This window comes from Geodermatophilus marinus, from assembly GCF_003428645.1.
Lineage (GTDB): Bacteria > Actinomycetota > Actinomycetes > Mycobacteriales > Geodermatophilaceae > Geodermatophilus.
This window is the reverse complement of the sequence record NZ_QVQH01000001.1, coordinates 389,145-403,323: the sequence shown is the minus strand read 5'-3', so window position 1 is coordinate 403,323 and position 14,179 is coordinate 389,145. Positions and strand designations below refer to the sequence as shown.

The following is a 14,179-nucleotide window of genomic DNA, read 5'->3' as shown; positions in this document are numbered from 1 at the left end:
TCACCTTCCTGTGCCTGCGGTCGGGACTGCCGGGGTCGTCGGGTCGGGATCGGGGGCGACCGGCCCCAGCGCGTGGGCGCGAGCGGCCAGCGCGGTGACGGCGGCGTCGAAGCGCGCCGTCGCCGTTGGTTCCGCGGGGCCCAGGAGCTGCCGCCGGACGCCGGCGCGGGCCGGGGCAGCGGGGTCGGGCCGCCGCCCGGTCACGACGTCGCAGAAGGCGGCCAGCTCCGCCGGGTCGGTGGCCAGCACCGTCGCGGACGCCGCAGAGGGGAAGTCGGCGACGAACCGCTCGGGCCCGCGCTGCTGGGCGTCGCAGACGGCCACCGGCTTGTCGCTGGCCAGGAAGTCGGTGAGGACGCTGGACACGTCGGTCACGAGGGCCGACGCGGCGTTGAGGGAGCTGATCAGCGGGACGGCCCCGGCCCCCAGGACGACGTGGGCGGTCGGCGGCCGCTCGGCCAGTCGCTGCTCCCCCCGCCGGACGGCGTCGCGCTCGGCCGATGCCGCCGAGGACGCCTCCGGTGCAGGCTCGGCCTCCAGCACGGTGGGGACGTCGACCCCCGCGGCCTGGTTGGCGGCGCCGAGCAGATCCACGATCCGCCGGTGCGCGGCGGCGACCGCCGGTGACCGGCGGCCCGCGTAGGGGTGCGGACGGTAGACCAGCCGGATGCGGTCGGGGTGCCCCAGCACCGCACGGACCAGCGCCTCGCCGTGGGAGGCCACGGACGCGTAGTCCTGCTCGCTGTTCCAGCCCTCCCAGGTGGGCGCGTAGAGCAGCGTCACGACGTCCGGGCGTGTCGCCGGGGCCCGGCGGACCAGTTCCAGCTGGGGCCGGCCCACCTCGACCACGGCGTCGGGCCGGACGCCGGTATCGGCGCGCAGGTAGCGGTCGCGACCCGCCGGGCCGGCCACCCAGATCTCGTCGTAGACCTTGCTGTAGGGGTTGGCCGAGGCGTTCTTGTCGCTGTCGCCGTGCCCGATGAACGCCGTCCGCACGCCGGGGACGCGCAGTAGGTGGATGTTGTTGCCGACGTTGGAGACGAACAGCCCCACGCGGAACCGCTCCAGCGGCAGGGACATCAGGTCGGTCGCCCCGGGCACGCAGAGCACCGGCAGGGTCGTCGCCGGGAGCCGCTCCAGCGCCCGGCGGTTGCGCATGAGCAGCACCGCGTCGACGCTGAGCCGCTCCAGCGAGGGCAGCCACATCGTGACCTCGTGCAGGGCCGCCACACCCTCGCCGGCGTAGAGGACGACGGTCGGGTGCGTGCTTCGGAGGTGGTCGCGCATCCCCTGCAGGACCGCCTGCCGCCGTCCGCGGGCCCGGTGGAGCGCGAGGACCCAGCGGACGACGGCGGCTGCACCGGCGAGCAGTCCGGCTCCCGCGGCCGCCGCCACGACCGCCGGTCGCTGCGGCGCCAGGACGGCGGGCACGAGGAGGGCCATCTGCGGCAGCAGGGCCACCAGCTGCGCCGAGGGGCGGCGGACCAGCGGTACGGCGCCCACACCGGGGAGGCCACGGGCAGCCGGGTACCGGTGCAGCCCGTCGAGGCCGGTGTGGACCGCCGAGGTGAGGGCGACGAGGCACACCTGGACGGCGAGTGCCACGACGACGACCCGGAGGACGCCGGGCGACCACTCCCGTGCCCCGTGCAGCAGCAGGACCAGGCCCCACAGCGTCGTCCCGAGCGCGGCGTCGACGCGCCGCGCCTGCCCGGCGTCGGCATCCGCGTCGCGGTCGGTGGCCAGGGCGTCGAGGACCGCCACCGCCAGGAGGCCGGCCGGCACCACGGGGGCCCAGCCCGACACGGCGGCGACCCCGGCCAGAGCGAGGAGCGCCCCCGGGGCCGGCAGGGTGGGCAGCCGGCGCACCCAGGCGCCGGGGGAGGACATCACGCCGGGCTCACCGCAGCAGCCCGCTGTCGGACCCGTAGCGCTCGAGGGCCTCCTCCATCGGGCCGTCGAAGACCAGGCCGCCCTTCGCGAGGTAGATGCCCCGCCCGCAGAAGCGGCGCAGGTCGGCCTCGTTGTGGGAGACGACGAACAGCGTCGTCCCACCACGGGTCATCTCCTCGATGCGGGCGTAGCACTTCTTGCGGAACGCCGCGTCACCGACCGCGAGCACCTCGTCGACGAGCAGGATCGGTTCCTCGAGCCGGGAGACCACGGCGAACGCCACGCGGACCTTCATGCCGCTGGAGAGGTGCTTGTAGGGGGCGTCGAGGAAGTCCTCGATCTCGGCGAAGTCGACGATCTCGTCGAACCGGGCGTCGATCTCGGCCCTGGTCATGCCGTGCAGCCCGGCGGTCAGGCGGATGTTCTCGCGGACCGACAGATCGCCGACGAAGCCGCCGGTGATCTCGATCAGCGGCGCGACGCCGCCGCGCACGTCGACCCGGCCGCGGTCGGGCAGCAGGACCCCCGCGATCAGCTTGAGCAGCGTCGACTTGCCCTGCCCGTTGGCCCCGACCACGCCGATCGTCTCCCCGGCGTCGACCTCGAAGGAGACGTCCCGCAGTGCCCAGAACTGCCGCACCTGCTGGCCCCGGGAGCCCGTGAAGAGGAACTCCCGGGCACTGCGGTGCCGTTTGCCGGTGGAGAAGCTGATGCCCGCGTCCTCCACCGTGATGATCGGGCCGTCCGTGGCCACCGGGTGCATGGACTAGATCTCCTTGAGGACCGTGCGTTCCAGCCGGGCGAAGACCGCCCAGCCGATCAGCAGGACGGCGAGGCTCTCGACGGCGGAGATCCCGACGAGGGCCCAGTCGACCTCCCCGGGGAAGAACGTGCCCCGGTACAGGGAGAAGATGCCCGTGAGCGGGTTGAGCGCGAACACGGCCTGGTAGGCCTCGGGGATGTCCACGGACCCGTAGATGACCGGGGTCACGTAGAACCACAGGCGCAGCACGATCCGGACGACCCGCTCCAGGTCGCGGACGAGGACGACCAGCGGTGCGAGCAGCAGCCCGATGCCGGCCAGCAGGGTGCACTGCAGGACGAAGGCCAGCGGCAGCAGCACCACCTGCCAGTGCAGCTCGGCCTGGTAGAGCACGGCGAACAGCGCGAGCACCGGCAGGCTGCACAGGTACTCGATGCCCTTGGAGGCGACCAGCCGGAGCACCCAGACCTCGCGGTGCACGTTGGTCGAGCGGACCAGCTTCTCGTCCACGCGGAGTGCGCGGGCGGTGTCGGTCACCGCCCCGTTGAACCAGGTCCACGGCAGCAGCGCGGCGAGCAGGAAGACGATGTAGGGGCTCAGGCCGAGCGACTGGTCGAGGACGACCGTGAAGACGAACCAGTACACGGCGGCCATGAGCAGCGGGTCGAGCACCGACCACAGCCAGCCGAGCGCCGACCCGGCGTACCGGACCTTGAGGTCGCGGACCACGAGCAGGCGGAACACCCGCCGCGCCTCCCAGAGCCCGCGCACCCGCGACCAGGCCGCACCCACGGCGACCGGGCGCGCGTTTCCGCCGCCTCCTCCGCCGGCGCTCGTCGGTCGCGTCCGCAGCGCTGCCGTCCCCGCCCGTGAGCTCGCGAGCTCGCTCACGCGTCCCCCCGCGGGGCCATGACGGCGTCCACCAGCCGCTGCGACGCACGACCGTCCTCGAGGTCGAGGTACCGCGCCCGGAACTCCTCCCGCGCTGCCGCGGTCCGCGACGCCAGGCTCCGCAGGTCGGAGACCGCCGCGACGACCTCTGCCGTGGTCGACACGAGCGGACCCGGGGCGGTCGGCTCGTAGTCGAACAGCCAACCGCGCGCCTTGTCCTTGTAGAGGTCCAGGTCGGGGACGAGGAAGACCATCGGCTTGCCGGTCAGGGCGTAGTCGAAGCGGAGGGAGGAGTAGTCGAGCACCGCCGCGTCGGAGGCCAGCACGAGGTCGGTGATCTCGGGGTGGTCGGTGACGTCGATGACGTTGCCGCTGCGCGCCGTCCGGCCCGCCACCCGGGCGTTCATGGCGTGCCCCCGGACCAGCAGGACCGTGTCGGGGCCGACAGCTCGGGAGAACTGCTTGACGTCCAGGAAGTCGACCATGCGGGACCTGAACTCCGACGTCGACAGGTTGTCGCGGTAGGTCGGCGCGTAGAGCACCACCTGCTGGTGGTCGGCGATGCCCAGCGCGGCGCGGGTGCGGGCGCTGGCCTGCTCGGCACGGTCGTCGAGCAGCACATCGTTGCGCGGGTACCCGATCTCCAGCATCTCCCCCTCGACACCGAAGGCGTCCCGCAGCAGTGGGGTGGCATAGCGCGCCGGGGAGACGACGTAGTCCCAGTCGCGCATCCGCCGGTCGAACGACTCGACGCGGTGCCGCGCGTACCCGGACTTCGCCCAGTAGGGCCGGCCCATGAGCTTGAACGGGTAGCCGTGGAAGGTCTGCACGAAGACCTGGCCGTCCCGCTTGGTCGTGTAGTCCGGCTGGTGGACGTTGTCGAAGACGTAGCGGGCGCTCCCCAGCAGCTCGTAGAACTCACGGCTGTCCCGGAGGACCGGCACTCCGCCCTCCGGCACGGGCACCGAGTGGTCCTTGACGACCCAGTGGAGCGTCAGGTCGGTCCCGCGGCGCACTAGCTCCCGGTGGACCCCGAGGCCGTTGCAGGAGGTGTTCTCACCGTAGAACGAGCGGAACAGGACCGCGTCGCGGCGGGGGGCGAGGTCGGCGGTCCGGTGCGACTCCTGCAGGCGTCGCTGGTTGCGCGCGCCGAGCTCGTCGTCGGCCCGCGGCGGGATGACGATGAGGGTCACCGCTCCCTTGGGGGACCGCTCCAGCCGGGCGCGCAGCTGTGGCGTCCGCACCGGCAGGGGGAACTGCGCGACGGCGTCGTCGGAGAGCTCCAGCGCCGTCGGCGAGGTTCGCGAGGGGTCCCGGCGGTTCACGGTCCGGGCGACCAGCGTGTAGCGGCCCTCCGGGAGCGGGCGGGCCCCGTGGCCCCACGGATCCGCGGTGAGCGGCAAGGAGACGACGAAGCCGTCGGGGGTCCGCTCGACGGCGCCGGGGATTTCCTCGTTGTCGGTCTTCCAGGCGACGGCCAGCTGGTCCTGCGTCGACGTCCGGCCGCTGACCAGCAGTCGGTCGCCGGAGACCCGCCACTCCGTGACGTCGACGACCGTGCCGCCCTGGATCAGGGTCACGTTGCCGGCCCGCGTGCGCCGCAACTGGACGCCGCCGGCCTCGGTCAGCCCGCGGGGCTCCGGCGGCAGGCCACCCCAGCCCAGGGTGTGGGTACCGGCCCCCCGGCGGCTGCGCAGACTCCAGTACCGCGGTTGCCCCTCGCGGCGAGGCAGGACGAAGGTCACCGTCGTCCTGCCGTCGACCCACGGGCCGCCCCGGCCGGGCACGCTGACGCCCTTGCGGGTGGCGGTCACCTCGTCCAGCGGTGCACCGTCCTGTGTCGCGAGCTCGAGCGTCACCCGGTCCCCCTGGCCCCGGGCGCCGAGCACCCGGACGAGCGGCCGGTGGGTGTGGAGGCAGAAGACGCCCTGCGCGTCGATGCGCTGGCTGGTCCGGCCGACCTCGCCGAGGTCCCTGGCCGGCAGCTGCCCGGCCGAGCTCCACCGGTTCACCCCGCCGACGGGGGCCTCCCGGACGACGCCGGCGGTCTCCACGCGCGCCCACAGCTGCCAGGTCGTCGTCTCGCCGGCATCCAGCGAGGGCAGCGTCGTGACGTCCACCGAGACGGCGAACCCGCCGTCGCTGACGTCGGCCCACTGGTGGCCGCTGACCCGTGCGATGTCGGGGTCCGGCCACGACCGCACCTCGAGCGGCACGACGCGGCCGTCGGCCGAGCGCAGCGACATCTCGATGCTGCGGCCGTACCGGGCCAGGTCGAGCGTGGCGACGTGGGCCCAGCCGCGGATCTCCACGACCCGGTCGCTGGACCACCACGCGCGGCGCACCGCCGTGACGAGCGGGGTCTGGGACGGCCCCAGCTCGTTCCAGCCCGCCGGCCACTCCGCGCCCGGGTCGTCGTGCAGCGGCAGCTGTACGGTCACCCGCCCGTCCTCGACGGCCGTGGGGTGGGCGGTGATCGTCAGGCCCTTGGCCTCGAGGTAGCGCTCGGCGCGCGGCCGGTCGTCGCGCAGCACCAGGTGGTAGAGCGCCCGGGCCTGCGCGTAGATGTCGGGCCACACGTCGTCGGGAGCCATGTCGAACAGCTGGCGCACCCCGTCGACGAGGATCTTCCAGAAGTCGTCGCCGGCGGAGTCGATCTGGGCCAGCGAGAGCCGGAAGTCGTTGGCCAGCAGTTGCCGCGATCGCTCGTGCAGGACCTGGGGCGAGGCGTACTGGCGCAGCGCCTGCAGGCTGGCGAAGGCGGCGCCGAACCGCTCCCGCAGGTCGTTCTCGGTCGCGACCTGCTGGGAGATCGAGGAGCGGTCCTCGCGGACCCGCCAGTCGTAGAGGACGTCGGGCAGCACGTCGAAGGTCGTCGCCTTGGCGTAGGCCTCGGCCGAGACGGCCTGGTCCTCGTACAGCACGCCCTCCTGGAAGCGCAGGCCCGCCTCGTCCCAGAAGGAGCGCCGGTAGACCTTGCTCCAGGCGACCGCGTTCACCAGGACCGACGGCAGCTCCTCGAGGGTGCACCGCTGCCGCTCGACCGAGTGCAGCTCGCGGATCCACGGCCCGGCCGGCCAGGTCTTCTCGTTGTTCATGCGCCGGTAGCTCATGACGGCAAAGTCCGACCCGGTGCTGCGGAGCGACCTCATGACCGTGGCGACGGCGCGCCGGTCGATGCGGTCGTCGGAGTCGACGAAGGCCAGGTACTCGCCGGTCGCTGCCGCCGTCCCGCTGTTGCGCGCGCTGCTGAGGCCGCCGTTCGGCTGCGTGACGATCCGGATGCGCCGGTCCCGCCGGCGGGCGCGCCGGGCGACGGCGAGGCTCCCGTCCGTGGAGCCGTCGTCGACGACGACGACCTCAATGTTGCGGTAGGTCTGCGCCGAGATGCTCCGCAGGCAGGCCGCGAGATAGGGCTCGACGTTGTAGACGGGCACGACGATGCTGACCCTCGGTGCCCGGGTCAGCGGTGCACCGCCGAGGCCACGAGCGGACAGGACGAGTGCCCGCCGGACGGTTGCACGCCTCCGGGACCACGCTCCGCGGACGGCCGACGAAATCACGTTCACTGGGGCACTCCTCCTAGACCAGCACTCGCCGCGGGCATCCGCAGGCACTGCTCAGCGAGCCGAGGGGTCACCGGGCCGCCGTCCGAACAGGAACCCGCTGCCCCAGCTGAGGTGGATGGTGGCCAGCACGGCCGGGAACCACGCCCGCGCCCGCCAGGGGAGGTCGCGGCCCTCGGCCAGCGCCGCGACGACCGCACCCGCGCCGTAGCCGAGGGGGGCCAGCCAGCCCAGGTGCAGCGCCGGGGCGTCGGCGACCGCGCCGGCGACGCCGGCCACCGTGCCGGCGAGGATGGCGGCCGTGGCGGCCGGGGGCGCGAGGTAGCGCGCGCGGACCGAGTCGGGGTGCTGCCGGATGACCTCCCGCCGCCACCGGCCGGTGTGGAAGAACTGCCGGACCAGCTCGGTCCAGGACGAGCGCGGCCGGTAGGTGACCGCGAGCTCCGGGGAGAACCAGACGACGCCGCCGGCCTGCCGGATGCGGTGGTTGAGCTCCCAGTCCTGCGCGCGGTGGTAGTGCTCGTCGAAGCCGCCGAGGAGGTCGAGGACCTCGCGGCGGAACACGCCGAGGTACACCGAGTCGGCCGGCCCCTCGGCGCCGCCCACGTGGAAGCTGCCGCCGCCGAGACCGATCCTCGACGAGTAGGCCCGGGCGACCGCCTGCTCGAAGCCGGTGACGCCGACCGCCATCATCAGCCCGCCGACGTTCGCCGCACCGGTCGACCCGAGCAGCGACACGGCGCGCTCGAGGTAGCCGGGCAGCAGGATGCCGTGCCCGTCGACGCGGGCGACGATGCCGTGGCTGGACGCCCGCACGGCGGTGTTGAGACCGCACGGGGTCCGCCCGCTGGGGTTGCGCACCAGCTTGACCCGCGGGTCCGCGGCGGCGAGCTCGCGGGCGATGCGGTCGGTGTCGTCCCGGGAGGGACCGAGCGCGATGACGAGCTCGACCTCGCCGGGGTACTGCTGGGACAGGATCTGGGTGACGCTGGCTGCCAGGTGCGGCGCCTCGTTGAGCACCGGCATGACCACCGAGACGGCCGGCCAGGCCCGCTGCGGCGCGACGGCGATCTCATCAGGGAGGCCATCCGGCACCGGTGCGTACGTCTCTGTCATGACGCGGTGACTCTAAGTTCCGGAAACTCCCGGGTGGAGTCGTGTGCGGCGTTTCGTCGACATCTGCCACCGGCGACACGCTGCTCGGTTCACACGAGCACCAGGGGTCCCACCGGCGGGGCCGCGGCAGTGACGAACCACCCCGTCCGCCGGTCAGAGCAGGCGGTTGGTGGCCGCCCACCGGGTGAGCTCGTTGCGGTTGGAGAGCTGGAGCTTGCGCAGCACGTTGGAGGCGTGCGACTCCACCGTCTTCACCGAGATGAACAGCCGCGAGCCGATCTCGCGGTAGGTGTAGCCGCGGGCCAGCAGCTGCATCACCTCGCGCTCCCGGGCGCTGAGCAGGTCCAGCCCGGGGTCGGTCGCGGGGTCCTCCGGCGGCGGGGACGACGGCGTCGCGGCGAAGGCGTCGAGCACGAACCCGGCCAGCCGCGGGCTGAACACGACGTCGCCGTCGGCCACCCGCTGCACCGCGTCGCGCAGGTCGGGGCCGGAGATGGTCTTGGTGACGTAGCCACGGGCGCCGGCCCGGATGACCGCGATCACGTCCTCGGCCGCGTCGGACACCGACAGGGCCAGCCAGCGCACCGACGGGACCTCGGCGCGCAGCTCCTCGAGCACCGCCCGGCCCCCGCCCCCGGGCAGGTGGACGTCGAGCAGGACGACGTCGGGCCGGGCGGTCCGGATGCCCTCGACGGCACCGGCGACATCACCGGCCTCGCCGACCACGTCGACGGCGTCCCCGAGCTCGGCGCGCACGCCCGAGCGCACCATGGCGTGGTCATCGACCAGGAACACGCGGACGGCGGCACCCGGCGCGGTCACGCGGCCTCCCCCCGCGGCAGCACCAGCTCCACCTCGGTCCCCTCCCCCGAGGCCGAGCGCACGGTCGCCGTGCCGCCGACCCGGGCCAGCCGGCCGCTCACCGAGTCCCGGAGCCCGCGCCGGTCGTCGGGCACCGTCTCGGGGTCGAATCCCTTGCCCCGGTCGCGGACGAAGACCGCCACGCTGCCGGGGGTGACCTCGGTGTAGAGGTCCGCCGTCGGCACGCCGGCGTGCTTCGCGGCGTTGACCAGGGCCTCGCGGGTGGCCGCGCCCAGCGCTGCGAGGGCGTCGTCCACCGGGGCGTCGCCGACCACCACCGACTCGACGGTGAGGTCGTGGTCGGCCTCCACCTCGGCGACCATGCCCGACACCAGCGCCGCCCACGTCCCGCCGGCCGCCTTCGCCGGCTCGTACAGCCACGTGCGGAGCTCGCGCTCCTGGCTGCGGGCCAGCCGGGCCACGGCGGTGGGGTCGTCGGCGTGCCGCTGGATGAGCGCGAGGGTCTGCAGCACCGAGTCGTGCAGGTGGGCGGCCACCGCGGCGCGCTCCTCCGAGCGGACCCGCGCGGTGCGCTCGGCCTCCCGGGAGACCAGCAGCCGGCGCCAGACCGGGGCGGTGGCGAGCGCGACGCCGACCAGGATCACCAGCGTGGCGGTGAACCCGTTGCGCGCGTTGGCCAGCTGGCCGGTCGTGGCCAGCAGCAGGACCAGCCCGAGCACGCCGAGCAGCACGCCCCCGGCCAGCGCCCATCGCCCGTGCGCGCCGGTGAGCGTGCGTCCGGTGTCCAGCTGCCGCCAGATGACCGCCAGACCCCCGCAGACCAGCAGCAGGGGCAGCACCAGGTCGCTGTTGCCCCAGCTGGCGACCTGGGTGACCAGCACCAGGACACCGCCGCCGAGCAGGGTGAGCCCGAGCTTCTGCCGGCTGCTGGGCTCGTCGCCGACCGCGGCGGCCGGGGCGGGGGCGTCCGCGTCGGCCACCGGCATGAAGAACCACAGCAGCGCGTAGGTGACGACGCCGATGCCGGTCACCGCCAGCACGACGAACGTGATCCGCACGACCAGGGGGTCCAGCCGCAGGTGCGCGGCCGTCCCGGCGGCCACCCCGGAGAGCATCCGCCCGGACCGCGGGCGCGCCAGCGGTGCGCGCGCGGGCAGCAGCACACCCGGCGGCGCGCTCGGCGGCGCGGTCGCCGGGGCCGACGTCGGGGCTTCCGTCACGCACCGATCGTCGCACCGCCGGGGTGCCGACGACACGGGGAACCACCCGGGATGAGGACCGGGGTCGTTTGGGGGGCTTCCCTGATGGTCGGGGCCCCCGCCGATCGGCACGCTCGGTGCCATGACCTCCGCCGTCCCCCCCGCTCCCCCGTTCCCCGACCCCCCGCCACCGGCCCCGCCGGCGCGACCGCCGCTGCAGCGCAGCCGCAGCGACCGCGTCCTCGGCGGCGTCGCCGGCGGCCTGGCCGACTACACGGGCATCGACGCGCTCCTGTGGCGGGTCGCGTTCGTGGCCCTCACCCTCGCCGGCGGCACCGGCGTCCTGGTGTACGCGCTCCTGTGGCTGCTCACCCCGGCCGCCCCCGCCGTGCCCGGTGCCCCCGCCCGGCGGGCGGCGGGCCCGCCGGCGCCGCGGTCCCCCGTCCCCCGCATCACCGTGGCCGGGCTGCTCATCGTGGTCGGCGTGCTGGTGCTGCTCAGCCGGCTCGGCGACTGGGACCCCGGGCCCCGGGGCTTCCTCGGCACGGCCCTGCTGGTGGTGGGCCTGGGCCTGGTCGCCCTCTCCGTCACCGGCGTCCGGCGCGGCCGCGGCGGGCTGATCGGGCTCGGCGTGCTCCTGTCGTTCGCCCTCGCCGCGGCGTCCGCGGAGCCGTGGGAGGACGTCGACGGCGGCATCGGCGACCGCAGCTACCGCCCGGCGACGGCGGAGTCGGTGCGCCCGGTCTACCACCTGGGCGTGGGGGACACCCTGCTCGACCTCTCCCGGGTCGACGTGTCCGACCTCGACGAGCCGATCGAGACCCGCGTGGACGCGGGGATCGGCAACGTCGAGGTGCTGGTGCCCGACTCGGCCGACGTCCGCGTGGAGGTCGAGAGCGGCATCGGCGACGTCGACGTGCTCGACCTCGACGACTCCGGCGGGTTCTCCGCCGGCGAGGGTTCCGCGTCCTGGACCGGCGACGGGGACCCCGAGATCGTGCTGACCATCCACGCCGGTCTCGGTGACGTGGAGGTGGACCGTGCCTGACTACAGCGAGTTCCCGACGACCCCGACCGCCTGGCAGGAGGCGGCCTGGCGGGACGTGGCGCCCCTGCCGATGGAGGCTCCGCCGCCGCGCCCGCAGCGCCGCGGGATCGACCTGACCGCCTTCGTCGCCGGCCTGGTGTTCGTCGTCGTGGCGATCACCGCGATGGTCGGCGCGGTCCTGCCCTTCGACCTGGTGGCCGACGGCGGCCTGCTGTGGCTCCTCCTCATCGGTGGCGGGGTCGCGCTGCTGGTCACCGAGGTGCGCAGGGTGCGGCGCGGGCGCAGCTGACCCGCCGGGGGGCGGGTCCGGCAGGGGCCGGGGAGCGGATCGCTCCCCGGCCCCTCCGCTGCGCGCGGGCGGCGGTCAGCCGCTGGCGAAGACGAGGGCGACCGTGCCGGCATACACCAGCGGGATGGACACGCCCTCGAAACCGATCCACTTGCGGTCGCGCAGGATGAGCCCGGCGGCGAGCACCGCGGTCATCAGCAGCGTGCCGCCCAGCAGGACCAGGCTGGTGGGGCCGGCGTCGCGGTACAGCGGGCCCTGCAGGTAGGCGAGGTCCGCGACGGTGATCATGAGGACGTCGTAGACGTTGCCGCCCACGATGTTGCCCACGCCGAGGGTGAGCTGGCCCAGGCGCACCGCCGTGATCAGGACGACGAGCTCGGGCAACGAGCTGATCGCCGTGGTGAGCGTGAAGCCGACGAGCCCGCTGTCGAGGCCGGTCGCGGCGACCACCCCGAGGCCGGCCTGGCCGACCACCCACCCGGCGACGCCGACGACGAGCCCGAAGGCCGCCAGCCGCCCCCACAGCCCGCGGGTGGAGACCCGGCCGTAGGGGTCCTCCTCCCCGCCGCCGTCCTCGCCGTCACCGTCACCGTTGGTGTCGTCGTCGGCCGTCTGGTCGGTCCGGGTGGGCTGCCACATCGGCTCCTCCCGCATCTTGCGGAGCAGCCGCAGGCCGTAGGCGTAGAGCAGCGGGATCAGCAGGGAGAGCGGGTGGAACCAGCCCAGTTCCAGCCCGGGCGTGGCGTACCCGATGACCGGGATCGCCAGCATGGCGACGAGGATCACCGACTGCAGCACGTTCTCCAGCGAGGCCGCCGCGTGCTCGAGGTTGGCCCGGCGGTAGACGAGGTCGGCGATGGCCAGCCAGACCGTCTGGAGGGCGATGCCCCCGATCGGGTTGCCGAGCGCGAAGCCGGCGTCCCCCTCCAGGGCGCCGGTCAGCACGGTGACGTTGCCGGGCAGCGAGGTGAGCGCGCCGAGGAGGAGCGCCCCGCCGACGGCGTCGCCGAGCCCGGTGCGCTCGGAGAGCGTGTCGGCGATCTTGGTCAGCCGCACGCCGACCACCACGATGACGACGGCCATTCCCACGAGGGCCAGCCAGCTGGGCAGGGCGGGCCAGGGACTGCCGGTCACCTGGTCCTCCGCTCCGTCGACGCCTGCCTCCCCGACACCCCAGCACAGGGGCAGGCGATCCGCGCGGTAGATGCGCAGGTCAGGTGACCCTGCGGCGGTCAGCCGGTGCGGGGCGGTCAGCCGACCCGGCGGCAGAAGGCGAGGGCCCGGTCCCAGAGCAGGGCCGCCGCCTCCGGGTCGTACTCGGCCGGTAGCCCCGGGTCGGTGAACAGGTGCCCGGTTCCCGGGTACTCGAAGACCTCGACGGCGCCCCCGCCGGCCCGGGCGTCGGCGAGCAGCTGGTCGGTCCACTCCGGCCGGCGCAGCGGGTCGCCGGTGGTGTGGTGCAGCTGGGCGGGGACGCCGGCCGGCCAGCGCACGCCGTCCCCCAGGAGGGCGAGGGGCAGAGCGCCGGAGAACAGCAGCAGGCCGGCGACCCGCCGCCGGGTGGCGACGTACTCGGCCATGCCCGCGCCGTTGGAGAAGCCGGCGGCGACGAAGCCGTCGGGCAGCGCCGCGACGCCGTCGAGCGCGGTGGCCATGAGCGCGGGGAAGCCGACCGCCTCGACGTGGGCGCCGGCCTCGGCGTAGTCGTCGAAGGACCGCCCGCCGTACTGGTCGACCACGACCACGTCGTGGCCGGCGGCGCGGAGGCGGTCGGCGGCGTCGGTGATGCCGGGGCGGACGCCGAGTGCGGAGTGGAAGAGCGCGACGGTGGTCATGCGAGGACCCTCCCGCACCCCTGGTGACACCGTCCTGTCACCGTCTCTGCCAGGATCTGCGCCCGTGAACCGCACCGACCGGTTGCACGCGCTGACCGAGGAGCTGCGCCGGGCCGGCCCCCGCGGCCGGACGGCGCGGCGGCTGGCCGAGCTGCTCGAGGTGTCCACGCGCACGGTCAAGCGGGACGTCGACGCGCTGCAGCAGGGCGGGGTGCCGATCTGGGCGACGGCGGGGCCGGGCGGTGGGTACGTGCTGGACGCGGTCGCGACCCTGCCCCCGGTCAACCTCACCCCGGCGCAGGCGGTCGCGGTGGCGGTCGCGCTGGCCGGCGCGTCCGATGCGCCCTTCGCGGCCGACGGCCGCGCGGCCCTCGAGAAGGTGCTCGACGTGCTCGGCCCGTCGGCGCGGGCGGAGGTGGAGCGCCTCGGCGGGCGGGTGTGGGTGCGCAGCGGCCCGGTGCGCCGCCCGGGCACCGCCGCGGTGCTGGAGGAGGCGGTGGCGCGGCGCCGGGTCGTGGCGATCAGCTACCGCGACCGGCACGGGACGGCGTCCCGGCGCCGGGTCGAGCCGCACCTGCTCGCCCGCACCGGCGACCGCTGGTACCTCGTGGGCTGGTGCCGCGAGCGGGACGCGCCGCGCTGGTTCCGCTGGGAACGGATCGAGCGGGCCGACCTGACCACCGAGACGGCCCCGCAGCGCGATCCCGCGGTCTACGGGACCCCACCGCCGGACGCGCACCCGGTCCGGTGACCTGCT

At 74.7% G+C, this 14,179-nt stretch carries 12 protein-coding genes; 3 read left to right on the top strand and 9 right to left on the bottom strand.

The window, feature by feature from the left end; genetic code table 11:
* The 7 genes from D0Z06_RS02040 to D0Z06_RS02010 all read right to left on the bottom strand — a co-directional run bounded on the left by D0Z06_RS02040 (position 1) and on the right by D0Z06_RS02010 (position 10,271).
* On the bottom strand, positions 1-1,893 hold the full coding sequence (locus tag D0Z06_RS02040; protein WP_117375687.1) for a hypothetical protein: 1,893 nt from the start codon (positions 1,891-1,893) through the stop codon (positions 1-3).
* Between the two features lie 7 nt (positions 1,894-1,900).
* Positions 1,901-2,656 carry an ABC transporter ATP-binding protein gene (locus D0Z06_RS02035; RefSeq protein ID WP_117375686.1) on the bottom strand — a complete coding sequence of 252 codons (756 nt, stop codon included), beginning with the start codon at positions 2,654-2,656 and terminating at the stop codon, positions 1,901-1,903.
* 3 nt (positions 2,657-2,659) lie between these two features.
* Positions 2,660-3,427: an ABC transporter permease gene (locus D0Z06_RS02030; protein ID WP_199522060.1), complete on the bottom strand. Its 768-nt coding sequence runs from the start codon at positions 3,425-3,427 to the stop codon at positions 2,660-2,662.
* 116 nt (positions 3,428-3,543) lie between these two features.
* Positions 3,544-7,110, bottom strand: a complete 3,567-nt coding sequence (locus D0Z06_RS02025) for a bifunctional glycosyltransferase/CDP-glycerol:glycerophosphate glycerophosphotransferase (RefSeq protein ID WP_255419324.1) — start codon at positions 7,108-7,110, stop codon at positions 3,544-3,546.
* A gap of 57 nt (positions 7,111-7,167) precedes the next feature.
* Positions 7,168-8,229 carry a glycosyltransferase family 2 protein gene (locus D0Z06_RS02020; RefSeq protein WP_117375684.1) on the bottom strand — a complete coding sequence of 354 codons (1,062 nt, stop codon included), beginning with the start codon at positions 8,227-8,229 and terminating at the stop codon, positions 7,168-7,170.
* Between the two features lie 153 nt (positions 8,230-8,382).
* On the bottom strand, positions 8,383-9,051 hold the full coding sequence (locus tag D0Z06_RS02015) for a response regulator (RefSeq protein ID WP_255419323.1): 669 nt from the start codon (positions 9,049-9,051) through the stop codon (positions 8,383-8,385).
* On the bottom strand, positions 9,048-10,271 hold the full coding sequence (locus tag D0Z06_RS02010) for an ATP-binding protein (RefSeq protein ID WP_158579851.1): 1,224 nt from the start codon (positions 10,269-10,271) through the stop codon (positions 9,048-9,050). The genes D0Z06_RS02015 and D0Z06_RS02010 overlap by 4 nt, the downstream gene beginning before the upstream one ends.
* 121 nt (positions 10,272-10,392) lie before the next feature.
* On the opposite strand from D0Z06_RS02010, the gene D0Z06_RS02005 reads away from it, so the two are divergent.
* The gene (locus tag D0Z06_RS02005; protein WP_117375682.1) at positions 10,393-11,298 is read left to right on the top strand and encodes a PspC domain-containing protein; all 906 of its coding nucleotides are present in this window, start codon (positions 10,393-10,395) and stop codon (positions 11,296-11,298) included.
* The gene (locus tag D0Z06_RS02000; protein ID WP_117375681.1) at positions 11,291-11,587 is read left to right on the top strand and encodes a hypothetical protein; all 297 of its coding nucleotides are present in this window, start codon (positions 11,291-11,293) and stop codon (positions 11,585-11,587) included. Before D0Z06_RS02005 ends, D0Z06_RS02000 begins: the two co-directional genes overlap by 8 nt.
* 75 nt (positions 11,588-11,662) lie before the next feature.
* On the opposite strand, the gene D0Z06_RS01995 is transcribed toward D0Z06_RS02000, so the two are convergent.
* Together D0Z06_RS01995 and D0Z06_RS01990 are read right to left on the bottom strand one after the other, a co-directional pair.
* Positions 11,663-12,721 (bottom strand): sodium:calcium antiporter, encoded by a 1,059-nt coding sequence (locus D0Z06_RS01995; protein ID WP_233517379.1) that lies wholly within the window; start codon positions 12,719-12,721, stop codon positions 11,663-11,665.
* Between the two features lie 116 nt (positions 12,722-12,837).
* Positions 12,838-13,422, bottom strand: coding sequence for a dienelactone hydrolase family protein (locus D0Z06_RS01990; RefSeq protein WP_117375680.1), 585 nt, complete (start codon positions 13,420-13,422; stop codon positions 12,838-12,840).
* A gap of 64 nt (positions 13,423-13,486) precedes the next feature.
* Between D0Z06_RS01990 and D0Z06_RS01985 the strand changes: the two genes are divergently transcribed.
* A complete protein-coding gene (locus tag D0Z06_RS01985) occupies positions 13,487-14,173 on the top strand; it encodes a helix-turn-helix transcriptional regulator (RefSeq protein WP_117375679.1) in 687 nt (228 codons plus the stop codon).
* Positions 14,174-14,179 lie beyond the last annotated feature (6 nt).